Source organism: Pseudomonas sp. ACN5 (assembly GCF_002303975.1).
Lineage (GTDB): Bacteria > Pseudomonadota > Gammaproteobacteria > Pseudomonadales > Pseudomonadaceae > Aquipseudomonas > Aquipseudomonas laurylsulfatiphila.
Genome location: NZ_MRCP01000004.1, coordinates 79,629 through 105,115 on the forward strand (window position 1 = coordinate 79,629; position 25,487 = coordinate 105,115).

15 protein-coding genes are annotated in these 25,487 nt (G+C 57.6%); 8 read left to right on the plus strand and 7 right to left on the minus strand.

What is annotated here, in order from left to right; translation table 11 throughout:
• Nucleotides 1-182: 182 nt before the first annotated feature.
• From lon to BSF40_RS09055, 3 genes are all read right to left on the minus strand, one after another.
• Nucleotides 183-2,600, minus strand: coding sequence for an endopeptidase La (gene lon, locus BSF40_RS09045; RefSeq protein WP_095964857.1), 2,418 nt, complete (start codon nt 2,598-2,600; stop codon nt 183-185).
• A 317-nt stretch (nt 2,601-2,917) separates the two neighbouring features.
• A complete protein-coding gene (locus tag BSF40_RS09050; RefSeq protein WP_095964858.1) occupies nt 2,918-5,329 on the minus strand; it encodes a glucose/quinate/shikimate family membrane-bound PQQ-dependent dehydrogenase in 2,412 nt (803 codons plus the stop codon).
• Between the two features lie 212 nt (nt 5,330-5,541).
• Nucleotides 5,542-6,924, minus strand: coding sequence for a carbohydrate porin (locus tag BSF40_RS09055; protein WP_095964859.1), 1,383 nt, complete (start codon nt 6,922-6,924; stop codon nt 5,542-5,544).
• 349 nt (nt 6,925-7,273) lie between these two features.
• Here BSF40_RS09055 and BSF40_RS09060 point away from each other — a divergent pair, with 349 nt between their 5' ends.
• Both BSF40_RS09060 and BSF40_RS09065 read left to right on the plus strand, forming a co-directional pair.
• Complete coding sequence (locus BSF40_RS09060; protein WP_007975135.1) at nt 7,274-7,504, plus strand: VF530 family DNA-binding protein; 231 nt, start codon at nt 7,274-7,276, stop codon at nt 7,502-7,504.
• A 2-nt stretch (nt 7,505-7,506) separates the two neighbouring features.
• On the plus strand, nt 7,507-8,148 hold the full coding sequence (locus tag BSF40_RS09065; protein WP_095964860.1) for a Pr6Pr family membrane protein: 642 nt from the start codon (nt 7,507-7,509) through the stop codon (nt 8,146-8,148).
• A 150-nt stretch (nt 8,149-8,298) separates the two neighbouring features.
• On the opposite strand, the gene BSF40_RS09070 is transcribed toward BSF40_RS09065, so the two are convergent.
• Both BSF40_RS09070 and BSF40_RS09075 read right to left on the minus strand, forming a co-directional pair.
• Nucleotides 8,299-9,084 carry a siderophore-interacting protein gene (locus BSF40_RS09070; protein ID WP_095964861.1) on the minus strand — a complete coding sequence of 262 codons (786 nt, stop codon included), beginning with the start codon at nt 9,082-9,084 and terminating at the stop codon, nt 8,299-8,301.
• Nucleotides 9,081-9,656, minus strand: coding sequence for a PadR family transcriptional regulator (locus BSF40_RS09075; RefSeq protein WP_015093673.1), 576 nt, complete (start codon nt 9,654-9,656; stop codon nt 9,081-9,083). Before BSF40_RS09075 ends, BSF40_RS09070 begins: the two co-directional genes overlap by 4 nt.
• 519 nt (nt 9,657-10,175) lie before the next feature.
• On the opposite strand from BSF40_RS09075, the gene BSF40_RS09080 reads away from it, so the two are divergent.
• From BSF40_RS09080 to BSF40_RS33480, 6 genes are all read left to right on the plus strand, one after another.
• Complete coding sequence (locus BSF40_RS09080) at nt 10,176-10,664, plus strand: CS1 type fimbrial major subunit (protein WP_095964862.1); 489 nt, start codon at nt 10,176-10,178, stop codon at nt 10,662-10,664.
• Between the two features lie 109 nt (nt 10,665-10,773).
• Nucleotides 10,774-13,296 (plus strand): TcfC E-set like domain-containing protein, encoded by a 2,523-nt coding sequence (locus tag BSF40_RS09085; protein WP_095964863.1) that lies wholly within the window; start codon nt 10,774-10,776, stop codon nt 13,294-13,296.
• Nucleotides 13,297-13,324: 28 nt separating this feature from the next.
• Complete coding sequence (locus tag BSF40_RS09090; protein ID WP_256589443.1) at nt 13,325-14,593, plus strand: hypothetical protein; 1,269 nt, start codon at nt 13,325-13,327, stop codon at nt 14,591-14,593.
• Between the two features lie 54 nt (nt 14,594-14,647).
• Nucleotides 14,648-15,388: a pilus assembly protein gene (locus tag BSF40_RS09095; RefSeq protein ID WP_095964864.1), complete on the plus strand. Its 741-nt coding sequence runs from the start codon at nt 14,648-14,650 to the stop codon at nt 15,386-15,388.
• Between the two features lie 98 nt (nt 15,389-15,486).
• Nucleotides 15,487-15,975, plus strand: a complete 489-nt coding sequence (locus BSF40_RS09100; RefSeq protein WP_095964865.1) for a CS1 type fimbrial major subunit — start codon at nt 15,487-15,489, stop codon at nt 15,973-15,975.
• Nucleotides 15,976-16,762: 787 nt separating this feature from the next.
• Entirely contained in the window at nt 16,763-17,296 is a 534-nt protein-coding gene (locus tag BSF40_RS33480; RefSeq protein ID WP_371918069.1) for a hypothetical protein, read from the plus strand.
• 60 nt (nt 17,297-17,356) lie between these two features.
• On the opposite strand, the gene BSF40_RS09110 is transcribed toward BSF40_RS33480, so the two are convergent.
• Together BSF40_RS09110 and BSF40_RS09115 are read right to left on the minus strand one after the other, a co-directional pair.
• Entirely contained in the window at nt 17,357-21,991 is a 4,635-nt protein-coding gene (locus tag BSF40_RS09110; protein ID WP_095964867.1) for a dermonecrotic toxin domain-containing protein, read from the minus strand.
• Nucleotides 21,992-22,162: 171 nt separating this feature from the next.
• Nucleotides 22,163-25,285 (minus strand): transglycosylase domain-containing protein, encoded by a 3,123-nt coding sequence (locus BSF40_RS09115; RefSeq protein WP_095964868.1) that lies wholly within the window; start codon nt 25,283-25,285, stop codon nt 22,163-22,165.
• Between the last annotated feature and the right edge of the window lie 202 nt (nt 25,286-25,487).

A 25,487-nucleotide genomic window follows, 5' to 3' on the forward strand; every position in this document is an offset into this window, starting at 1 on the left:
AGCATAACTGAAGATGAGACAAAGTGTGACAGTCAGCCTGGACGGTGGTGTCAGGACTGACGCTTTCGCGGGCAAGCCCGCTCCCACAGGGATTGAGGGTGCACACAAGTTTTGTGACCGACTCAAATTCCTGTGGGAGCGGGCTTGCCCGCGAAGACGGCAGTACAGGCGCTACAAGAGCATCAGAACAACACCTTGGCCACATCCGCAAAGCGCTTGGCAAAGTGCACGGTAATGCCCTCCTTCAGGTACTCCGGCAGTTCTTCGAAATTACCCCGGTTGGCCTCCGGCAGGATCAGCTCGAAAATTTTCTGCCGCCGCGCTGCAATCACCTTCTCGCGCACCCCGCCAATCGGCAGTACATGCCCGGTCAACGTCAGTTCGCCAGTCATGGCCACGCCTTTTTTCGGTGGCTGGTTGCGTGCCAGCGACAGCAGGGCGCTGGCCATGGTCACGCCGGCGCTCGGGCCGTCCTTCGGCGTGGCGCCTTCCGGTACGTGCAGGTGGACGAAGGCTTCGTCGAAGAACTTCGGATCGCCGCCATAGGACTTCAGGTGCGAGCTGACGTAGCTGTAGGCGATCTCCGCCGACTCTTTCATCACGTCACCCAGTTGTCCGGTGAGCTTGAACCCGCGGTTGAGGGTGTGGATGCGCGTGGCTTCGATCGGCAGTGTCGCGCCGCCCATGCTGGTCCAGGCCAGGCCAGTGATCACGCCGACCCCCGCCAGCACCTGCTCGTTGCGGAACACCGGTTTGCCGAGCGACGCTTCGAGATCTTTCGGGCCGAGCTTGATCACCGCTTTCGGTTCGTCGAGCAGTTTCATCACCGCTTTGCGCACCAGTTTGCCGAGGTTTTTTTCCAGCTGGCGCACGCCGGCTTCACGGGCATAGCCGTCGACCAGCGCCTTGAGCGCGCTGTCGCTGATGCTCAGGCTGCCCTTGGACACGCCGGCTTTCTCAAGCTGCTTGGGCCACAGGTGACGCTTGGCGATGGCGACTTTTTCTTCGGTGATGTAGCCCGACAGGCGAATCACTTCCATGCGGTCGAGCAACGGGCCGGGGATCGAGTCCAGGGTGTTGGCGGTGCACACGAACAATACCTTCGACAGGTCCATCCGCAGGTCCAGATAGTGGTCGAGGAATTCGACGTTCTGCTCCGGATCGAGGGTTTCCAGCAAGGCCGAAGCCGGGTCGCCCTGGTAGCTCTGGCCCATCTTGTCGATCTCGTCGAGCATGATAACCGGGTTCATCACTTCGACGTCTTTGAGCGCCTGCACCAGTTTGCCCGGCTGCGCGCCGATGTAGGTGCGACGGTGGCCCTTGATCTCGGCTTCGTCGCGCATGCCGCCAAGGCTGAAGCGGTAGAACGGCCGGCCCAGGGATTCGGCGATGGACTTGCCGACGCTGGTCTTGCCCACGCCCGGCGGGCCGACCAGCAGCACGATGGAGCCGCTGATCTCGCCTTTGTAGGCGCCGACTGCTAGGAATTCGAGGATGCGGTCCTTGATGTCGTCGAGGCCGGCGTGGTGTTTGTCCAGCACCTTGCGCGCATGCTTGAGGTCGAGTTTGTCCTCGCCGTACACGCCCCACGGCACCGAGGTCGCCCAGTCGATGTAATTGCGGGTGACCGCATACTCCGGCGAGCCGGTCTCGAGGATCGACAGCTTGTTCATTTCCTCTTCGAGGCGTTTCTGCACCTGCGCCGGCAGGACTTTGCCCACCAGCCGCTGCTCGAACTGTTCGAGGTCGGCGCTACGGTCGTCCTTGGTCAAGCCCAGCTCCTGCTGGATGACCTTGAGTTGCTCCTTGAGGAAGAACTCGCGCTGATGTTCACCGATCTTGCGGTTAACTTCGGCGGAAATCTCTTTTTGCAGGCGCGCGACCTCGACTTCCTTGCGCAGCATCGGCAGGACTTTTTCCATGCGCTTGAGCATCGGCACGCAGTCGAGCACTTCCTGCAGCTCACTGCCGGTGGCCGAGGTGAGCGCGGCGGCGAAGTCGGTCAGCGGTGACGGGTCGTTGGGGCTGAAGCGGTTGAGGTAGTTCTTCAACTCTTCGCTGTACAGCGGGTTGAGCGGCAGCAGTTCCTTGATCGCATTGATCAGCGCCATGCCGTAGGCCTTGACCTCGTCGGTCGGCTCGGTGGGCTGGTGCGGGTATTCGACTTCCACCAGATACGGAGGGCGATGGTGCTTGAGCCAGGTTTTCAGACGCACACGGGTCAGGCCCTGGGCGACGAATTGCAGTTTGCCGTTTTCGCGGCTGGCGTGGTGCACCTTGACCAGGGTGCCGTAGAGCGGCAGGGCCGAGGTGTCGAAGTGGCGCGGATCTTCCTGGGGGCTGTCCATGTAGAACAGGGCCAGGGAGTGGTGTTCAGACTTGGCCACCAGGTCGAGGGTCTCGGCCCACGGCTCTTCGTTGACGATGACCGGCAGGACCTGGGCCGGGAAGAATGGCCGGTTGTGGATCGGGATGATGTAGACCTTGTCCGGCAGGTTCTGGCCGGGCAGGGCCAGGCCTTTGCCGGGTTTGTGCTGTGGAGCGCTTTGTGGATCGGCGTATTCGCTCGGGTCTTCGGGGAATTCTTGCTGGTCGCTCATGGGGGCACCTGCACAATGGGGATGGGTCTTAGATGGGGCAGGTTGGCGGTGGTTTCAACGGTCATTTTCTGCAACGCCGTGTTTCGAAGGCGTGTTCAGCGCAGAGACAGGTTAGTTGAACCATGGCAGTGCGAGGTCAATTGTGGGAGCGGGCTTGCTCGCGAAGAGGGCGTATCAGTCGATGTAAATGTTGCCTGACACACCGTATTCGCGAGCAAGCCCGCTCCCACAGGGGGCCTGTGGTGTTTTGAGATCTGCGGCCACAAAAAAGGCGACGTCCTCACGGGCGTCGCCTTTCGTTTTACTGCCGCTAAAACTTACTCGGACAGTTTGTACGCAATCACATAGTCACCCATTTTGGTGCCCAGTGAGCCGTGGCCACCGACGACCAACAGCACGTACTGCTTGCCGTCCTTGCCGGTGTAGGTCATCGGCGTAGCCTGACCGCCAGCCGGCAGGCGCGATTTCCAAAGCTCCTTGCCGGTATTGACGTCATAGGCGCGCAGGTACTGATCCAGCGTGCCGCTGAGGAAGCCGACGCCGCCGGCGGTGACTATCGAGCCGCCCATGCTTGGCACGCCGAGTGGCAGGCCGATAGGCAATGGCGAGCTGTCGCGGCTGGTGCCGTTCTTGCGTTTCCACACGACTTTGCCTGTGGTCAGGTCGATGCCGGCCACGTAGCCCCAGGCCGGCGCCTGGCACGGTACGCCGAGCGGCGACATGAACGGGTGCATGATCACCGCATAAGGTGCGCCGGTGTTCGGTTGCACGCCCGCTGTTTCGCTTTCGCGCTTGCTGTCGGCCGCGACTTCGGCGCGAGGCACCATTTTCGAGACGAAGGCCATGTAGTTCGGGCTGGTGAACAGCATCTGGCGAACCGGGTCGACCGAAACGCCGCCCCAGTTGAAGACGCCGACGTTACCCGGATAGATCAGGCTGCCCTGTTCCGACGGCGGGGTGTACTGGCCTTCGTAGCGCAATTCCTTGAACTGGATGCGGCACAGCATCTGGTCGAACGGGCTGGCACCCCACATGGCTTTTTCGGTGAGTTCCGGGGCCAGCAGGTTCAGGTCCGAACGGGCCTGGGTCGGTGCGGTGTGGTCGCCTTTCACGGCGCCTTGCGGAGCCGGGATTTCCTTGATCGGGATGATCGGCGTGCCGTCACGACGGTCGAGGACGTACAGGCTGCCTTGCTTGGTCGGTTGGATCACCGCAGGCTTGATGCCGTCGGCGGTTTTCATGTCCAGCAAGGTTGGCTGGCTGCCGACGTCCATGTCCCACAGGTCATGGTGAGTGAACTGGTAGTTCCAGCGCACCTTGCCGGTGGCCAGGTCCAGCGCGACCAGGCCGGCACTGAACTTCTCGGCGCCCGGGGTGCGGTCTGCGCCCCACTGGTCAGGGGTCTGGTTGCCCAGTGGCAGGTAGACCATGCCGAGCTTTTCGTCGACGCTGGCCAGCGACCACATGTTCGCCGAGTTGCGGCTGTAGTGTTCGCCTTCTGGCAGCGGTTCGGTCGCGTCTGGATTGTTGCTGTCCCAGTTCCACACCAGATGGCCGTCGTGTACGTCAAAGGCACGGATCACGCCGGATGGCTCGTTGGTCGACTCGTTGTCGGTGACGTGGCCGCCCATGATCACCAGGTCACGGGTGATCGCAGCCGGCGAGGTGGCGTAGTAGCCACCGGGGGTGAACGGCCCGATGCCTTGGGTCAGGTCAACCACACCGTTTTTACCGAAACCTTCGCAGACCTTGCCGGTGTCGGCGTTGAGTGCGATCAGGCGTGCATCGGCGGTTGGCAGGTACAGGCGACGCGGGCAGGCCTGGGCGACGGCTTTTCCGGCTTCAGAGATGACGGCGGAGGCAGCGTTTTCAGACTGGGCGTAGGCCGCTTCGTCGTAGTACGACACGCCGCGGCAGGTCATGTGGGCGAAGCCCTTGAAGCCCACCGGGCTCTTGATCTGCGGGTCGAAACGCCACAGTTCCTTGCCGGTGTCCGGGTCCAGCGCCAGCACCTTGCTATGGGCGGTGCAGGCATAGAGCATGCCGTTGGCCTTGAGCGGGGTGTTTTCGTTGGTCAGTTCCACCGGGTCATCGGCGGTTGGCAGATCGCCGGTCTGGATACGCCAGGCTTCTTGCAGCTTGCCGACGTTGGCCGGGGTGATCTGCTTGAGTGGCGAGTAGCGGTCACCGAACTCGCTGCGGCCATAGGCCTGCCAGTCGCCTTCGGGCATCTGCGGCGCGGTGCTGGTCATGTCCGCGGTGTCGCGGCCCAGTTCACCCAAGGTCTCGCCCGGGTGGGTGAACTGGCTGGCCACGGCGGTCACACCAGCCAGGACCACGGCTACGCTCAAGGCGCCAGTGCCCACGGGGGCAGGGCCGTTGATCAGCAATGGACGACGGAACCACGGCAGCAGCATCACCACGCCCAGGGCGAACCACAGCGCCAGGCGCGGCACCAGTTGCCACCAGTCGAGGCCGACTTCCCACAGCGCCCAAACAGTACTGGCGAACAGCACCAGTGCGTACAGGCCCAGCACCGCGCGGCGGGCGGCGATCAGCAACACGCCGCTCAGCACAATGCCAATGCCGGCCAGCAGGTAGTACAGCGAGCCGCCGAGCATGCTCAGCTTGATCCCCCCGGCCAGCATGGCCAGGCCCATTAGCAGAAGCAGTATGCCGAGCAGGGTCGGCAACAGACGGCTTCGACCCAAGGCACCATCAGTGCTCATAGTGTGATTCTCCGTGATGTTTCAAGTAGTCCCGCGCCAGTTCACTGTAGATGACGATCCGGCGCGGGCAGGGTTCATAAAACCGGTGTGGTTGACGCAATCCCTTGTGGGAGCGGGCTTGCTCGCGAAAGCGGTGGCTCAGGCAGCACAAATGTTGGCTGTGATGACGCCTTCGCGAGCAAGCCCGCTCCCACAGGTTTTTGTGTGGTTGCTCAGAACGACGACTGGACCTTGATCCCGCCGATCAGCGCGTCGTCGACCTCGTTCACGCCGCCGGGATGGCGGATGTATTGCAGGTTCGGGCGCACGGTCAGCCAGTTGGTCACGTGCACGCCGTAATAGAGTTCGGCGCTGTATTCGGTGTCCTGGGGTGGCAGGTAGGACGGATTGTCGTAGTCGAAAACGACATTGGCCTGGTTGGTCGCCTCGGCGTTCTTGCGATAGGCCGGGTTGACGTGGACGCGGGCCATGGCAAAACCGATGTCGTCCCTGGACCGGGCATCGAACAGACCTTTGTAGACGAGACCGGCCTGGACGTAGTTGTCGATGGCATTGGTCTTCTTGTCGTGCATCGTGCCGTTGGCAAACAGGCTCAGGCCGCGGGAATGATCGCTGGCCAGGCGGGTGACTTGCTGCTGGAGGCCCAGCCACATGCCGTGCTTGCTCGAGGCGCTGCGGTAGGCTTCGCCACTCAGGGCGGCAGGCTGGCCATTGCTGTCCTTGTAGACGTCGGTGGCGTTGGCGCTGCTGTAGTAGTAACCGGCGCGGTATTCACCCGGCAGGCCGTTGAGTTTAGGCGTCCACACCAGCTCCACCGGCAGGACTGCGCCCTGGGTGCCGCTGCCGCTGAGCTTGAAGCCATTGTTGCGATCCAGGTTCGACGGGTTCTGCTCGTACGCGCCGACCTGTGCATAAAGCTCTGGCGTCAGGTGATATTTGACCCGCAGTGCCCACTGGCTGACCGGCCAGTTGTACCAGATGTCGCCCGCCCAGTTGCCGACCTGGGAGCCGCAGAACGCCAGGTTCTGGAAGTCGCAAGGGAAGCTGTTGAAGTCTTCGCCTTCGCCGAAACGGCCGACCTTGATGTCGAGTTTTTCGTCGAAGAGCTTCTGCTGATACCACATCTGCGTCAGGCGCCAGGTCTGGCCGCGGCCCCAGACTTCCTGGGCCGAGGTGAAGCCGCCGACACGCGGATCGTTGATGCGGTCGTTGCTGATGTTGTTGCCGCTGCGTTCGGTGATGGTCAGCTGGAACTCGGCGTCGTCCCAGCCGAGGATTTTCTGCAAGTCCAGATGGGTGCCCAGGCCGAACTGGTCGCTGTAGCGGGCGGTGCGGTCATGGTCGTAGCCGCCGTGCAGATTGCTGCCCATTTCACCGGTGTAATCGACTTTGAAGTCGTAGCCTTTTTCCGCAAGTTCGCTGCGAGTACCGTTCCAGTCGCCGAGCATCCACGGCGAATCGCTATCGAAGGCCGGAGCCGAGTGAGCGCAAGTGGCAAGGCCCAAAGCGGTGAGTCCGCCTATCAGGTTCAAGGTGTTTCGGCAGGCAACAGGTTTTAAGACAGCGCTGTCTTTCGAAAGCTGGAAATCAGGCATAGAGAAGAAATTCTTGATCTTTTTCTGGGGATTAAACGGAAGAAATGGCTAGAAGAAGCGTTTCAGCTAAAGCGGGCGCAAGGATAATCATCTGTTACAAATAGAGAAAGGGCTTTTACTGACATGCAGCCTTTCGGATTTGGTAACAGTTGTAGGAGCGAGCTTGCTCGCGATGGTCGATAACGATAACGCGTTCATTCTGGGTTGACGCGTTTTCGTTCGAGTCCATCGCGAGCAAGCTCGCTCCTACATCAACAGATTCACCTACATTTGATAGATCGCTTCCACCCGACGAAACCCTCGGCTAAGGTGCGCGACTTCCAATTCCCACTCTGCTTGAAGGCCCGGCATGACCGAACACAACATCGACCCGCTGCACGGCGTGACGCTGGAGCAAATCCTCAACGCCCTGGTTGAACACTACGAATGGTCGGGGCTGGCCGAACGCATCGATATCCGCTGCTTCAAGAGCGACCCGAGCATCAAGTCGAGCCTGACGTTCCTGCGTAAAACCCCGTGGGCGCGGGAGAAGGTCGAACGTCTGTATGTGAAGTTGATGCGCACCAAACGACCGCTCTGAACATGGTCGATCCTTGCGCGATGCGCCGCCGTTTTGTAGTCGTGGCCGCCATGCTCGGCTGGGCGGGATTGAGCATCCAGATGTACCTGATTTTCTATTCGCGCTGGACGCTGGGGGCCAGCCTGATCGGTGGGCTGGTGAGTTTTTTCAGCTATTTCACCGTGCTGAGCAACACCCTGGTGGCGACGGTGCTGACCTGTGAACTGACGTCCCGCGAGTCCGCCGCGCGACGCTGGTTTTTACAGCCCTGGGTCATGAGTGGCGTTGCTGTGAGCATCACTGTCGTTGGCCTGGCGTACAGCGTATTGCTTCGTCATCTATGGCATCCCGAAGGCTGGCAATGGCTGGCCGATGAGCTGATGCATGACGTCATGCCGCTGCTGTTCCTGGGGTATTGGTGGTTCTGTGTACCGAAAGGCTCGTTGCGCTGGGGGCATATCGCGTTGTGGGTGATTTATCCGTTGGTGTACTTCGCTTACTCGTTGCTGCGCGGGCATGTGCTGGCGACTTATCCATACCCGTTCATTGACGTGGACAAACTGGGTTATCCACAGGTGTTCATCAACGCCGGGGGATTGTTGGCGGGGTTTGTGGTGATTGCATTGTGGGTGGTGGCGCTGGACCGGTGGCGCGCTCGGATGTAGGCACTTTTGTGGCGAGGGAGCTTGCTCCCGCTGCACTGCGCAGCAGTGCTGAAACCTGCAACCGGGTTGTGTCTGGATAACTTCGGTTGCTGATTTTGCGACTGCTTCGCAGCCGAGCGGGAGCAAGCTCCCTCGCCACAGGTACGGTGGTCACTCCTCGTCGCTGTCATCCAACCGCCAATAGCCCACCGCCTTGACGAACTGCTCGTTCAGCCCATGCTCATCGAGCAACACCCGACGAATCCGCCGCGACACCTTGCTCTCGGTCGCGACCCACGCGTACAGGCTGCCGCCGGGCACCTGGATCTGGCGCACGGTGGTCAGCAGATTGTCCTTGCCACCTTCGCGCAGCACCCAGATCACATTGACCTCGGCAGCGCTTTCCAGCACTTGCTGCTCCTTGCCGTTTTCCACTTCCACGATCACCAGCGCACGGCGGTTGGCCGCCAGGCTTTCGAGGCGCCGGGCGATGGCGGGCAGGGCGGTTTCATCGCCGATCAGCAAGTAGCTGTCGAACATGTCCGGCACGATCATCGAACCCCGCGGCCCGCCGATGTGCAGGAACTGCCCCGGTTTGGCCTGTTCGGCCCAGGTCGAGGCCGGGCCGTCGCCGTGCAGCACGAAGTCGATGTCCAGTTCCAGGGTGTTCAGGTCATAGCGGCGCGGCGTGTAGTCGCGCATCTCGGGCAGCGGGCCGTTGTCCTTGCCGGCGCCCAGCACCAGGGTTTCCAGTGCCGCAGCCTGCTCGGCGTTCTGCGGGAACAACAGTTTGACGTGATCGTCGGTACCCAGGCTGACGAAGCCTGCCAGCTCCGGTCCACCCAGGGTAATGCGGCGCATGCGCGGGGTCAGGTCGACCACACGCAACACCTCCAGGCGACGGCGTTTGATCTCATGCATGACGCGGTGAATGGATTGCGCGATCACTTCAGTCATTCGGCTTTCTCCTGAACGGGTTGAACGGCAGGGCCGTCGACGATGGCTTTGGCGGTGTCGTTGAGCAGGGCCGCAACGCGCTGGATTTCTTCCGGGCTCCAGCGGCCGTGATGCAGTTGCAGGGCATGGCGCAGGTTGTGCACTGCCTCGTGGATTTCGGCCGGGCGATCATGGCCGCGCAACGAACGCTTGCTGACATCGATGCGCACCCGCACACCTTCAAGGGCGACGGCTTGCTCGGTCAGGGACTGGCGTCCGGCGTCGGTCACGCTGTAGCGTTTTTTCCCGCCTTCGGCGTCGCCGGTAATCAATTCGCTTTCTTCAAGAAACGTCAGGGTCGGGTAGATCACGCCGGGGCTGGGACTGTAGGCGCCGTCGAACATGCCTTCGATCTGGCGGATCAGGTCGTAGCCGTGGCACGGCTGTTCGGCGATCAACGCCAGCAGCAGCAGTTTCAGGTCGCCGGGGGCAAATACTCGCGGGCCACGCCCACCGCGTTCGCGGCCAGGGCGTTTCTCGAAGCCATCGCGACCGTCGCCGTGTTCGCGGTGGGGGGAATGATGGTCTCTCATTTTTTGCGTTCTCTTTCGTCGTGTTTAGATACAACTTAAGATATATCTTAAGCAAGCCGCAAGCCCCCCCGACCAACGGCTGATCACCACGCCAGGCGAAACCGCCACTGAAAATGGCGCTTTCGCGGCGCCGAAAAAGGCTTTTAGAACAGGCGAACAAGTTGGAATTAGTGTTAACTCTCTAAACTGACGATTCACGCCTTAATACATTGGATTTGTAATATCCCTCCTACAGAAGTTACTGTGTCGTTGTCGACCTTAATTGCCTGTAATTTGGCTTTATGTAGTCTTGATCTGACAGTCGAACAGTGACTTTATCAATATTTCAGTATTTTTCATGCCACGGTCGTGGCCCTTTGGCTACGCGCTTTGAGGAACTTGCCTGCTTACTTTCCGGATTGTTTGAACGATCATCTTTCGGCGTTGAGAGTTGCGCTGGAACATCACTGCTCGTGACTGTTTTGCTTCAGCGAAACTTTCAATACTTAGATCCTTTTTTTAAACGACAGGTACTGAAAGATGTTCAAGAAAATCGCGTTCGCTGCTCCTCTGGCTGTTCTGGCATTGAGTTCCTCGATGGCGTTTGCCGCGGAAGAAGCGCGCAGCACCATCAATATCAGCGCCACCATCCCAACTAGTGTATTTCACGCCAAGTCGGTGAACCCTGACTTCGGTAAAGATGAAAAAATGAACTACAACTTGGTAGATGGTACCCTGAGCTCACTGCGTGCTGCTTACGACGTCCGGCATACCAATGGCTCGGTCGGCGCTTATGTGGAAGGGGGACCACAGCCCCTGTTCAACGGTGCCAACAGCATTGCATTGACCTACACCTTCAACGGTGTGCCTTTGACCGGTGTTTCTCAAGAAGTGGTAGGCGATACCGAATCCAACGGCGGTATGCGCGCTGATCTGGTTATTGCCGCGGCCAAGCCATTGGACACTCAAACGGGGCTTTACACGGCCAATCCGGTTGTGATCTTCGATGCTATCCCGCGCATCCCTTAAAAGGGTTATGACTTAAGGCTTGCCCTTATTCGTTAACGCTTACCGGTCGATAGGAAATCACTACCTGTCGATCGGGTTTTAACGCACTTATCTTCAGAGTATTTCGTTCATGTTCCCGATGACTCCCATCGCGACGGCGCTTGCCCTTTTTTTCTGCGCAACGGCTCTGGCTACAGCGGCGGAAAACGCCCATACACCTCGAAGTTTGTTGGCGCAGGCCAAAGGTTTGCCTAGCGAGTTTGAAGAGCATTTTTTTGATGTGCCATTAGCGGTGCGCGTGGAACTTGATAGACAATTTCTGGGGGAGGCGATGGTGGTGTTAACCCGCGACGATCGAATCACCCTTGTTGACTTCGCGGATGTCGGCGACAGCACGATCAAGGCCAGTGAACGCGACACTTGGTCGAACTATCTGAAACAGGGTGTCGTACTGGGTGGCTGCCAGGCCAAGTGCCCAGAGCAACTGTTGGCAGTGCACTACAGCCTTGAAAACTCGCTGGTGTCCATCCTCACGGAAAATGCCGAACGTGACGATCAGGCACAGCGTTACTACACACTGCCTGAAGGCGGTAGCACCGGGTTGATCGTACGTAATCAACTGAACCTCAACGGTGGCCAAAATCAGGATTTGGGTGGACGCTATGGTCTTGAGGCCAGCAGTAGCCTGGGCAGCTGGACTCAGGCGATCAATATGCAATTGTCCCGATTGGGCGGTATGGACAACACGCTCTATCACTCGGTGAATGAGCTTTTCACCCAGCGTGAACTGGAGGGTAGCTTCCTGCGCCTGGGCCTTTTCACACCTTCGTCCGAAGGGTTGACCCGACAGCCGCGCACCTTTGGCACCAGTCCAGACACAGCGCTGGGCGTCATGTACGGCAGCTCCGACAGCCTGGCCATCAATAATCCGAAACCGGCGGTCTATCCGATCTACGTCACCGCCAATCGGCAAGGCTCGGTGGAAATCTACCGTGATGGCTTATTGATCAATACCCAGGCAATGCCCGCCGGGTTGCAGACCCTCGATACCCGGCCGTTGCCGGGAGGGATCTATGAAGTGGAAGTACGCCTGATCGAAGACGGTCAGATCACCTCCAGCACTCAGGAGCTGGTCTACAAGCCCAGCAATTGGCGCAATCACGACGAGCGCTGGCGCTACAACCTGTTCGCCGGACGTGAATCCAAAGTGCTAAGCAATTGGGACGAACAGGACGACGGCGACATGATCGCCGGTGCGGCGTTCAACTACCTGTTGCATCCACGGGTCATTCTTGGCCTGAGCGGGCGGCAGGTGGGTGACGCCTTGCAATACGGCACGTCGGTCGACTGGGCGGTCGTCAACAATGCCAGCCTCTATGCCAATGTCTATCAGACCGAGAACTACGGCACCGGCCTCGACGTGCAGGGGCTCTACTCCTACGGTAGCGGCAGCATCGTCGCCAGCCACAACCGCAGCTGGCTCGACACGACTCGGCTCTACGACACCTTGCCCGACGGTACACGAGTGCGGCAGCGCAATGTGTTTGTCGGTCAGACCAGTAACTCTTCGCTGTCAGTCAATCATCGGTTGACCAGTAAAAACTCGGTCAATGCCCGGATGTCCCACAGCGAAGGCAACACCGAAGGTACGGGCATTGACCTTGGCTGGACCCAGCGCACCCAACTGTTTGGCAGTGATGCCAACTGGAGGTTGTCTATGTTCGACCGCCCCGGCAGTTTCAGTTCAGGTGACGACAGAAATCGAGGAATCGACCTGAGCGTCAACATCGCCCTTGGTGGCCCGGGTGAGCAGATCTCCGGCAGTATCGGTACCCGTACGGCTCGGGAGGGTGGCCGGGATAACAACGCGTCAATCACCTATCGCAAAGACCTTCAGGACCACCTGCTGCAAAGTGTTTCGGCCACGGCCATTACCGATACCTACGGTGTCGGCTTGAATGCCATGGCAAATATGCAATCAGACTTGGTCAACGGCGACGGTTTTATCCAGCGCTCGTCTTTCAACAACGACCTTACCGGCGGATTGAATCTGGACAGCACCATTGCCGTCGGCGCGCGCAAGATGGTCATGACTAGCCAGTACCACCGCGATGGTGCCGGCATGATCATCGATGTTGAGTCGGATATCGATGGCATCGTCCTACGCGCCGACGACTTGAGTGGCGGCAGTGCGGTACTGCGCCCGGGTCGTAATTTCGTGCCGCTCACGGCGTACAAAAGCAGTTCCGTCAGCTTCGATTTCGAGGGCAATCATGTGCCAGCGGCGAGTATCCAGCCGGCCCGCTCCAGCTATCACCTGAACAAGGGCGGCGTGGAGTACCGCAAGATCACCGTCAGCAAAAGCGTCACCGTGCTCGGCCGCCTCGTCGACCCTCAGGGTAAGCCGCTTAAGGGCCACCACATCATCAACCACGCCAGTCGTGGCGTGAGTGAGATCGACGGCTTCTTTTCGATGGAAATGAATGCCAGTTCGCCAACGCTGGAAGTGCGTTTCGGTAATCAGCTGCTCTGTCAATTCCGCCTTGACCCGAACAACGCACGTAGTGAAAACGATGTGCTGATGATTGGGGATTTGCGCTGCACCGCGGATACGTTGGCGGATGTGGCTGAAATCGTGCAGAGCGCCGGTTGAAAATTGCAACTTACGGTTTGGAGTCTTTATGTTGAACCCTTGGACTGTCTCGCAAATGCCCACGGCAAGGGCGATTGTGATCGGTTGCTGCCTAGCTGTATTGGCCATGGAAGCTGGTGCGATTGTGTTGCCTGTTACAGCAACCTTTGATCCTGAGCCGGGTAACCCCTTGAAAAACGAATTCAAGAACACAACACCCAATGTCGGGTTCTGCAAAAACAATCCTGCTATTTGCCAGGCTCACAACATATTCAGCCTGCGTTCCCACGTTGGTGGCATCCCTCTCAATGGCCCCATCGAGCCCGATCACGCAGATGTGCGAAAGGGCGCGATGATCAAAACCCCTGCAGCTTGGCGCTCATTGCAAGTCAGGCACCGCGAAACCGGCGAAACAGCTACCGTGGAAGTGCGCATTGCAGGGATGGGGGGGGTTTACACACTGAGTCATTCTGCTCAGGAACTCACCGGCGTTTCGAATTTATTTCAGGCGCATTTACGATTGTGGGGAAGCCGATGGACAACTGCGCCGAATTCCTGCGTCAGCATCGGTAAAGAAAGTTACTACGGTTTTACGGGCTACGAGTTCTTTTGGCTTACTCCAAAAGAGGAAGTCTGTGCCAAACAGGCTAAATTTCAAATTCCAGGATTCGGCTTCCAGTATCTGGACTTTACCTATGAGCTGCGTACCCCGGATCCTCTGAAAATGTCCACGGGGATCTATGACGGCACACAGGTCTACACCATTAAGCCAAACGGCGATTTTGACTTGGGTGATGTCGTTGCTCCCCCGGATGATGTAATCCAGCTCGACTTTACCCTGACCGTTCAACATGCCCTTAGAGTCGATATCCCACCCGGGGGCAATCAAATCGAATTGGTACCCCAAGGCGGCTGGCAAGCCTGGCTGAATCAGGGACGTAAACCCACGCGCCTGTTCCGCGACCAAACCTTCAATATCTCTTCTTCGAGCCGCTTCAAGATGCAACTCGAATGTCAGTACGTCGTTGGCAACACCTGCGCATTACGCGACGCCGACTCTGCTGATCTGGTGCGCTTGAATACCAGCGTAAGCCTGCCCAGTGGCCTGGCTGATGCTGGGGGCCGAACCGTCCAGCGACGGCCCTTGTTTCTCGATGGCAGCGGCACCGAGTTGTTCCAACCCAGTATTTATGTCGATCGCAAACCGGGAGCCCTGCACTTTGAAATAACCAAGGAATACGTCGATCTGATGTTGCGCGAAGGCGTGGGTAAAACCTACACGGGCAATGTCACGGTGATTTGGGATTCGGAAGTTTAGGCCGTATTAGGGTCGGCCCGATTGGGCTGTGTTCAAAAATTGAGGTATTACGTCATGAAGCGCCTGTTGGCACTGTTTGGTTTTTCGCTGTTTTCTCACGTGGCCTTGGCCGCGCCGCAGATCAATGTTGGGGTGGTCTACGAGTATCTGGATGGCGATAAAAGTTCATATTTGAAGCGTGTATTCAATGGTGGCGACAGCACTGCGTTCGTCAAAATCAATATTCTCGAAATTATCTACGATGCCGATGGCAAAGCACGGGAAGTTCCTCTGGTTAACCAGGCGGACGGTACGTCACGTGACGGGCTGATGGCCAGTCCGGCGCGACTGATCGTGCCGGCCAATGGCATGCAGGGTTCGCGTTTGTTGTACATGGGCGAGCGTGACAAAGAACGTTATTTCCGCGTGCGTTATGTGCCGGTAGTGCCAGAAAAGGAAGATGAGTTCGTCATCTCCGAGCAGGAACGCGACGACTACAAGAAAAACCTGTCGGCCGGGGTTAACGTACTGGCGGGTTATGGCACGGTTTTTTTTGTTCGACCGAGAGAGACACGCTTTGACAGCGTGATCGAGAACGAGGCGGGACAGTACCGGATCCGCAACAACGGCAATAGTGTGGTGGTGATCGACGAATTCAAGGATTGTTCGATCAAGAACGAGCAGGAATGCCAGCCAACCACCAAGCATCACATTCTGGCCGGCCGAACATTCCAGTTCGAAAAGCAGGCTGGTCGGCAGTACCGTTTTACGATGGTTGAAGGAAGCAAAAGCCAGAACCTGGATATCAAGGGTTGAAGCCGTAGTGGGGTGAGCGTCTATTTGCTTCCAGGCTTTTTAGTTTTATATCGATTTCTTTGTTTGCAACATTGAAGTGCAAGCAACAGGTGAAGATCATGTTGAAAAAATGGATAACTGTCACCTCGATGGTGTGTCTGACGCTGGTGAGTGTTTACGCCTTTGCAATAGTGGAACGCGAAACCTTTGAAGTGTCAGTGACTATCCCTGTTGTGGAGTTTTATGTGTTGCCGGTGGATCCGGGGTGGATAGGGCGTGAACAAAAACTGCCCTGGGATCTGACGACGGAGGAGCTTGGATCGCTGCGTAAACATTTCGATGTCAAAAACGCCAATGGAGCGATTGCTGCGCGTTTGAGTGAGGAACCTTACTTAAGTAACGGCAGAGACGTCGACAACATTGTGCTGGATGTCACGTTCAATCGGATAAAACTCACGGTGGACAATGCCGAAGTAATTTCGGAACTGGACGGTAAAGCTGGCAAACGCGTGGAGTTGGTGATTGCAGCAGTCAAACCGGATGTTGGTTACAAATCCGGTGAGTACTACGGCAGTGTGCATATGATTTTTGAGGCTATCGCTCCTTGATCACCCTTGGCGCAATAAATGGCGTGTATTCCGTCATGTTGGAATTTCAGGTTAACTCATAATGAAGCTATTTTTTTCGCTAAGAACAATGGCAACGTTCTTGTTAATGGGAAGCTTGTTGGCTGGGTTGCATGCCACGCCCGCCAGCGGGGTGGAGCAGGAAATAAGCGCCAGGTTCGTGCCTGATCCGGCGAATCCCCTGATCAACCGGTTCGTTAACACGACCCCACAGAGCGGAGTGTGCCCAAACCATATAGCTGGCCGCTGTGCGCAATTAGGTATCTTCAGCCTGAGGGTACCCGGTTTGAGATTTGATTCTTCGCAGCCTATTCCAGCCGGGCATGCCGATCCCCGGCAAGGGGCGACCTTCAGTGTGCCGTCGAGCTGGCGCGCACTGGACGTTGTCCACAGTCGTACAGGTGAGCGAGAGACCGTTGAAGTACGAGTTGCAGGCATCGGTGGTACCTGGAATATCGCCCGCCCACCAGGAGTCAGTGCATGGACGCCGCCGGAGGGAGGCTATTGGCGCGGTCCATGGGTAAGACCGCCATCCCCCTGTACCGGTCTTAACATTAATGTTGCAGGAGTTAACTTCGCGTTTTTCTTTTGGCTGATTCCTGAAGGAGCAGGTGCCTGCGGCTTAGTACCGACTATGGATATTCCCTGGTTCAGGTTCAGCTCAGTCGAATACGTTTATGAGCTCAGGACCCCCAACCCCCTGGGCATGTCGTCAGGGGAATATCGTGGCTCATTGACCTACACCACCGGTCCAGGCAAGGACTTCGACATGGGTGATGTATTGCTCCCCAACGACAGTGCCATCACCCTCAACTTCACCTTGAGCGTCGAGCATTCGCTCAAGGTCGAAATCCCCCCAGGCGGCCATCGTATCGAATTGGTACCCCAAGGCGGTTGGCAGGCCTGGTTGAATCAGGGACGCAAGCCAGTGCGCCTGTTTCGCGACCAGACCTTCAACGTCTCGGCCTCCTCACGGTTCAAGATGCAGCTTGAATGTCAGCATTCCGTTGGCAACACCTGCGCATTGCGCGATGCCGACTCTTCTGATCTTGTGCCCTTGAGCACCAGCGTGACACTGCCACACGGCTTTACCGATGGAGCGGGACAACTCGTTGATCGTCGCCCCCTCCGACTTGATGGGAGTGGTACTGAGTTGTTTCAGCCTGGTTTATACGTCGATCGAAAGCCGGGAACTCTGCACTTTGAAGTGGCTAAGGAGCACGTCGAACAGATGTTGCGCGAAGGGGTTACCAAAACCTATATGGGGAATGTCACAGTGATCTGGGACTCGGAAGTGATCTGATAGCACGCCCCTGAAGACTCATTTACGAGTTCTTCAGGGGCGGTATAAGTTATTGATCGTTTAAATGTTGGCTCTTGTCATTGCTTCTCGAGTCAGACGCCGTGATAGTTCCTTTTCTTCGTCTCCCAAGTCGATGAGCAGCCGATTGTAAATATCTTCACTTATTGGAGTGCCGGAAAATACGATGTCTTGCTGAATCGAAAAACCGTTCATGAGTCCTATTAGTCTATTTCGCAATTCCGTGCGTTGAGTTGTTGTCAATTGTGTCGAATTGACCCATTCAAGCTGGGTGCTCCGTAGAGTATCGAGTCGTTCTGACTTGCCCAGATAGACCTGTTTGTTTTCTTCGAACTGCGAAGGGTATGTTTCACAAAGAAAACGTTCCCAGAAATCAAGCTCAAGCATTTTATTGACCAGTCCATCATCTTTCTCCAAGGACAGAACTGTGTCGTAGGCGCCGTCAATCATGGTATCTGTTACGCCAGCAACCAGTCTGTGAAGCATGCCTTCGGATTGCCAAGGGAGACCCAGTCGTTTTGCCAATCCGGTCTGATAGGCCAAGTAAACTTCAACTTCGTCTGGATCGCCTTCTCGGCTACTCATATCGGCTCTGGCAATATCGTTAACCAGCTCAAGGCGTGCCGAGCCTTTGGCGAGTGTCACTAGCTTATTTTCAAGCTGCGCAGTATCGGTGGAGCCGGAATACGCTTCGAAGGCAAGTACTTCGATACCCATGTTGTTGAACAATTGTGCACCGGCATCGGAACATCTAACGGGGTCGCTGGCCATAGCGAACAGTTTTTCCCTAAGCGGAGTATCAATATAGGTGGCGTCAAGCATGCGCCAGATGCGTACTAGTAGTTGTGTCCGTGCTTCACCGCCGGTCTTATAATCGGCAAAGTACTGTGCCGCGTTAATGAAGGACATAAAAGGTTCGGCATTGGGTTCGTTTTTCAGTTCTTCCCAATGTTTAACACGTTCAGCAGCCAACTCAGGAACACCGATCCATATTGAAATTGGGTGTGAAACACCGGTTGGAGGCAGCGCCCTTATCTCGTTTGGAAGAGCTAATTGTCGACGTATCTCATTAATGACCAGTTGGTGATAAGTCGATAGGTTTTCAGTGTCGAGGCGTGTTTGAGCTATTATCCATGCAGGGTTAGATCTTGGGCGCACATCTGGTATCAAGTTGATTGTGTTGCCCCGCATATCCAAGACAAAGGTTCGAAGTGCTGCTCTCGAGAAAATACCTACGGGCCAGGTAGTTATTCTAGTGTTTCTCAATCCGAGGCGTATCAGTTTTCTCATGAATGAAATATCGGGCGGTATGGTTAATGGATTATCGTCTAGTTCAAGTACCTTCAAACTCACCAACCTAGATAGTCTTTGAACCGCTTCATGGGTAAAAGTAATCGTGTTAGCACTCAAGCGCAGATATTCCAGTCGATGCATCGCGCCGATGTCAAATGGAAGCCATCTCAGTTCGCAACGGTTGGCGTTGAGTTCCCTGAGATTAGGGAAGTCCTTCAACACGCCGTATCGCTCGCTTGAAAATTTTGTGTCGTCGAGATTGAGGGCCGTGATTTTGTGGAGATATTTTCTTAGCGCCGGAAGCTTTGACCACCAAATTTCCAAATCTAACGGCAACATCAGCCCGGAGAGATCTAGCGAGTAGGAGGATGGATCAGTGCGGCTGCCAAGTTCTGTGTTTTTTCGCTCGAAACAGTTGGTAAGGCGTTCGACGATGTGACTTACCCCATCGTTGAAAACTCTATAATCTTCCGAGTCCGGGCTATAGAGTTGCAACGGCTCCCAGCGATTGAGTATCCCCCTTAACTCAGCGAGATCCTTTTCCTGCTCTTCTATAGCCTTAAGTGGTTCACCTCGGGAGGTCAAAGCACTAGCAAATACATCAATCTCAGCCTCGCTGAAGTGCGGATGAAGATCCTGAATACGTTCGTGCAGTGTTTTTCCTTCTTTGCTGAGACCGCCTCCACGAACCAACAGCATCGTTTCATGCTCGACAATCGGGCGGATGGGGGGCGTGGCGAGGACAGTCCTGCGCTCGCTTGACGGTGCTGACTTTACAATGACCCACTGCCTGAAATGCTCTGTATCGCCGGGTTTGTACCCCAACGCTTTTTGACCTTCGTTGCCCATGGCATGCAGCAAGGCCTCAAAGAAGGCATCAGCATCGTGGATGGACTGATTCGAAGCATCGCGTACCTGATATTTTCCCGAGTTGTCTCGAATCAATACCCGAACCTGTGTTGCGTCCTCGGGCCCGGCACTGCAACGAAGTTCGCCATCGAGTGCTCCCTGACGGATTTCTATACGCAGGTCGCCAAACATATCTGTATTAAGTCGCAACGCTCCCAATGCCAAGCGTTCGGTGTCGATGTTGCTCAATGTGTCGAGGTACAGACCCTGGGCTGCACGGACCGATTGCACTTCGAACTGGAGCTCTCGTGCCTGGGTTTTGAGTCGCAAGGGGAGCCGAAGTTTTCGCTCAATATATTGATGCTCCGAGGGTGTTGCGCCCGCCATGATGTTTTCTACAACTTGGGCAGGCAGCTCGGGGAAGTCGCTGAACAGCAAGGTGATCTTGGGAGATAACACAACTGGTGGGTTCACCGGTGCGCCCAGGCGCTGCAAAGTATCGGTAAGCAATGGAGGCGGTGGAGCGTTCTCCACATGCATCCGGCGCAGGGAGGCTTCTTCGGTACTGCTGATCTGACGGATCTGGTCAAGTTGCGCGTCGCTGAAGGTATCGGTTGTATGACCAAGTCGCCGCATCAATGTCGAGCCTTCCCACTCGCGCGGGTTTTCCGTTTCGCAGACCCAGGCCCCGTGACCATTGTGGCGCAGGGTCGGTGCGTAGGCATCGAAACGCTGCGGATGGCGGATGCGCTGTTGTCCGGTGACCGGATCGTCCAGCACTTCGAAGTGTTGATCGTTCAGGCGCAGGATGCGCCGGCCCTGATGCTGGTGAAGACCCTGACCATCGGGCCGGGCGTCCGTGGGTAAATCCACGTCGGTTCGTTGATAGGGGCTGAGGTCAGGGTTCCAAAGACGGGTCTCACCGTTCGCCAACTGCACCGGTTTCAAGCTTTCGAAAAACGGTGAGAGTTTCGTCCTTGCGACGTTGCCGATCGCGCCTCCCGCGGCGAACGCTCCCAGTTGCACAACGCTTTGCAGCACGCCGATGGCTTGCTCGCCAGCCTCGGCGACGCGGCCTTCGGCCAGATCGACGAGGCCCTCGACCACCTCATCGGTCAGTTGATACGCGGTGTAGGCCAGCATCAATTCGCCCATGCCGGGCACCAGTGGCGTCACCACCAGCAACGCGGCATTGAGAATGCCCGAGAGCATTTTCTCCAGGTTGTCCCACCAGGCCCAGCGGGCCATGCGGTCGGCGTACTCGGTGGAAATCGCGATGTCCCATGCGTCGTTGAGTACCTTGTTGATTTTTTGTCGGTGGAAGTAGCCCCACAGGTCGCCGTTGAAAACAGTGTCCCGATCGTTCCTGACGCTCGACAGCTGAAATTGCAGGTTGGGGTTATCCACCGGCGTATCCCGCCAGCTCGGCAAGTTGGAACCGGCCGGGGCCGGTTGCCATTTGACCTTGCTCAATCGGGCGTTCAACCCGGCAAAAAAATGCCCGCGCTGCTGATGGGGCACGAACTGGCTGAAGAATTGTTGGTAGCTGCGAGGGGCGCTGGTATCGCGCAGTTGGCGTGTCAGTTCGGCCATGAACTCGAGCAACGACGGGTATTGCTTGAGCGGGTGCTGCGGGTCATGGGGAACATAGGCGATCACGGGCACGGTATCGGTCGCGGTGTTGGCATCAGGGGTGATCAGCACGATGCCGGTCAGGTGAATGTCCATCATCGACAGGTTGTAGCAGTCGACGGAGCGGCCCCTCCAGCGCAGGTTCTTGCGGTCATCGAGCAGTCCCTGCACCAGGTCAAAGGCATCCTGCCCGATGTCGTTTTTCATCAGCGCCATGTTCGCCGCGATGTTGAGCGCGGTCTTGTGGCTGAGGCTGACTTTGTGGCGCAGGACGTTGCTGGCCACCCGGTTATGCGGCAGCAGGAAATCTTTCAGGTGTTGTTGGTAACGGCTGCCGATATCCAGTTCGCGGCACAGCGACTTGAACTGCTCGATACTCAGCTTTTGCTTGAGCTGTACCACGCTGAAATGCCCGCGTACGTCGGGGCGGGTGATGAATTCGGAGTCCTGGGTGAACACCTCCTTACTGGAAAAATTGTGCAGGGCGGCATCCAGCAGCGAGACGGTACGGCTGGTGGTTGCGCCGGTAAAGTTATGACCCCATGACGTTTGTGCTGGTGCATACAGCCGCAACCAGGTCTCTTCGACGTCATCTTCAACACCGAAACGTTCGTTCAGTGCCTGTTGCAACAAGGGTTTGGCGAAGGCGTAGACATCCTGCAGTTTGCTGAGCGCTCTATCGACATCGTTTTGCGCGTTCCAGCCGAGCTTGATCCCCTGTTTCAAACGCTCCTGTAACGCTTTTGCGGCGTCAGCCTGCCAGTCGGGAATGCTTACCCGGTCAGTTTTCAGTGCGTTGATACGGGGGAGTGAAGCCTCTGATAGCCAGGAGGGGATGGCCTTCCTGACCAGGTCGAAGTGGATGCTTTGATCCGGGTCTGAAATTCGATGTGGGTGGGGCATTGCCTGATCGTCCTTTGATCATGGATGGAGCGATCAGACTAGGCAGGCGGTAGCCCCAAAAAAAGCGCAAAAACCGGTTCGTAACGACGTCGATTGCGCCCCGAACCCGGTAAAAATCAGGAGTGAAAAATACATAGTTACAGCCACGCGGGCGTATCTGCCGATCCATGCCTAGCGGCGGGCGGTTGCCTCGGTTGCCGCCTTTGGCTGGCACATCGTGTGGGTGCCCGGTTGCAGGTATGGCGTCAGGATCGGCGCCATGCCCTTGAGCACCTGCACCGGCAACGCCGAGGTGAAGGTGAAGCTCTCCGCCGAGCGGCCCGGCACGAACGCCGTCAGTGTGCCGAAATGGTTATCGCCGATGTAGAACACGAACGTCGCCGTGCGGTTGAGCGATTTGGAGCTCAGGATCCGCCCACCCGAACCGATGGCCTCGATGCGGTTGTCACCGGTGCCGGTCTTGCCGCCCATCGCCAGCGGGCTGCCGTCGGCCAGTTTGAAACTGCCGGACACGCGTTTGGCCGTACCGGCATCCACCACTTGCGAAAGGGCTTCGCGCATGGCCGTGGCGACTTCGGATGGCATCACCCGTTTGCCGACGTCGGGGTCATTGATCAGTTGGGTTTCATAGGGTGTGTGCGCGGCGAAATGCAGGCTGTCGATACGCAGGGTTGGCATGCGCACGCCATCGTTGAGGATGGTGCCGATCAATTCGGCCAAGGCTGCGGGACGGTCACCGGAGCTGCCGATGGCGGTGGCCAGCGACGGCACCAGGTGGTCGAACGGATAACCGACTTTCTGCCAGCGCTGGTGAATGTCGAGGAATGCCTCGATCTCCAGCATGGTGCGGATGCGACTGTCACGGGCGCCCTTGTGCCGGCTTTTGAACAGCCAGCTGTAGACCTCCTGGCGCTCGAACTGGCTGGCTTTGACGACGTCGGCCCACTTGGCGTCGGGGTGGTTGAGCAAGTAGCCCATCATCCACAGGTCCAATGGGTGAACCTTGGCGATGAAGCCCTGGTCCGGCAAGTCGTAGGCGCCGGGACCGTAGGCTTCGTAGAGCCGCACGAGACGTTCGTCAGTGAGTTTTTCCGTGAGCTTGGCACCCGTCAGGTGCGAGCGTACGAAGGCGTTGAAGCTTTCCTGGCTGGCCTGTGGCAACAGGTAGCGATGGACGGCGGCCATGCGGATCGGCGTAGGGCGCATACCGTCCAGGAAGGTTTCGAGCCGTTCCTGGGTGTCCTTGTTCCTGTACTTCTTCCAGAACTTGAGCAGGAAAGAAGTGCCCTCGCGGTCGGCGAATTCGGCCAGGTATTCCTGGCGCCGCGGGTCGCGGTCGTCCTTGAGCAGTTCGGCACTGCTGTTGGGGCCGGAGTAGGTGGTGTAGCGCACCAGGTCCCGCATCAGGCGAATGAACGGCAGGTTGATCGACTCGCGCAGGGCGTCGCGCAGGGTCGGTATCCGGCCGTTGTCTTCCTTGCGGAAGTTGTTGAACACATGCAGGCCGCCCCCGGTGAAAAACGCCTCGCCGGGGCTGGCGGAATATTTGCGGTCCAGGGCTGCGCCGAGCATTTTTTTCAGGTCGCGGTCCTTGTTTTCGACCAGGTAATCAACCGCCCAACGGCTCAGGCGGTCCTGATCCGGCACCTCGACTTTCTTCAGTTCCGCAACGGCCATGCCGGCGTATTTGTCGTGCAACTCGGCGATGATTTGCAGGTAGGTGGTCAGCACACGCATTTTCGCGGTGGAACCCAGTTCCAGTTTGCTGCCTTCATTGATGTCGAAGGGCTGGTCGGTGCTGTCGGTCTGGACCCGAACCCGCGAGCCGTCCGGTGTCAGTTCGAACAAGGTGAAGCTGTAGCGCACCTGGGTGGTGCTGGTGGTGGTCAGCAGGCGTTCGCCGATCAGGCCGATTTGCGTGGCAAACTCAGGGTCGGCGAGCTTTTTCAGGTACTCGGTGGCTTCGGATTGCAACTCGCCTTGCAGGGTGCTGGTGGCGGAGAGGTCAAGGCGGTCGAGGTCATACAACGGACGATTGAGCATGCCGGCCAGGCGGCTGCGCGCCACGCTGATGCCCTTGTTGGTTTCGATCGGTTGCAGGGTCGGCTGGGTGGCCCAGTCGCGGTAGGTCACTTTGCTGGCCAGGGCGGCGGCGGCGAAATCGGCGTCGATCACATGGTTTTGCGCCAGCAGGCGAATATGGCTGTCGGTGAGGTCGGCCAGTTCATCATGGCCCTTGGTCAGGTAATGCGACGGGCGGCGCTGCGCAATCATCAACGACAGCACTTCACGCAAGGCCAGGCCTTTTTCCGCCATGGTCTTTGGATCCGTCGCGGTGCTGTTCAGTACCTTGTTGGCGCTATCGAAATCGGACCCGTACCACACACGCAAACCCTCAGCCATGCCATGCACTTCACCGTGGCCCGGTACGGCTGATAACGGCACGCTGTTTAGATAGTCGCGAACCACGTTCTGCCGCGCTTGCAGGGTTTGTGGCCCGGCCTGATAGGCGCGTACGGTGGCAGAAATCATCTGGCGAATTTTTTCCGCGCCATTGACCGTCAAACCATCGGGGGAGTGCCGGTACTTCTCCAGTTGCGTGGCCAGGGTACTGCCACCGGCGGACTGGCCGGGCATGTGCAACATCTTGGCCAGCTGGGACCACGCCGCCATGCCGAACCGCGGCCAGTCCACCGCCGGGTTGGCCAGCGGCTGCCTGGGATCGAGCAGGAAGCGGTTCTCGATGAACAGCAGGCTGTTGACCACCACCGGCGGGATCGAGGCAAAGGTTGAGTAAAGCTGTTGCGGGTAGTTGTACTGGTACAGCGGCGCTGCACGGCAATCGGTGATGGACAGCCCGGCCTGGATTTTCTCGGCATAAGGCACGAACAGACCCTTGTCGGTGTACTTCAACAGTTCCGGAGAAAAGCGGGTTTGTGCTTCAACGACGAAATTGCGCTTGATCAGGCGCGGCAGGAACTCATCCATAGAGCTGTAGCCCAGGCGCCGATCGAACGGGCCATCGCCTGGATAGCGAATCGCATCGCTGGGGCCGGGTTTGAGCTCATAGTTCAGTGACGCGGCATATTTGCTGACTTCCCGGGCCTGGAACTTGGAGGTGCGCATCTCCCTCATGGCGGCCAGCCCCACGGCAATCGCGATAATCAATAACAATAGCCAGAACGCTCCCCATCCGTGTCTGGAACGACGGGGTTTTTCAGGTATAGGCGCTTCATCAACACTATCAGTCGGAACCACGGTTTTACTCGAATCGGTTTGCCACAAAGCGCCCATAGTCGATTGATCCATTCACGCAGATTGATCGGACTTGACTCAAGCTTAGACGGTGGTTGGCCAGGGTGAAAAAAATGTGAAGGGCAAAATGTCGGGTTATTGCCGTTTCCTGTGGCGAGGGAGCTTGCTCCCGCTGGGCTGCGAAGCGGCCCCCAGCCTGATAAATGCGATTCGTCCGGTTGATCTGGTTCTCTGGTTTTAC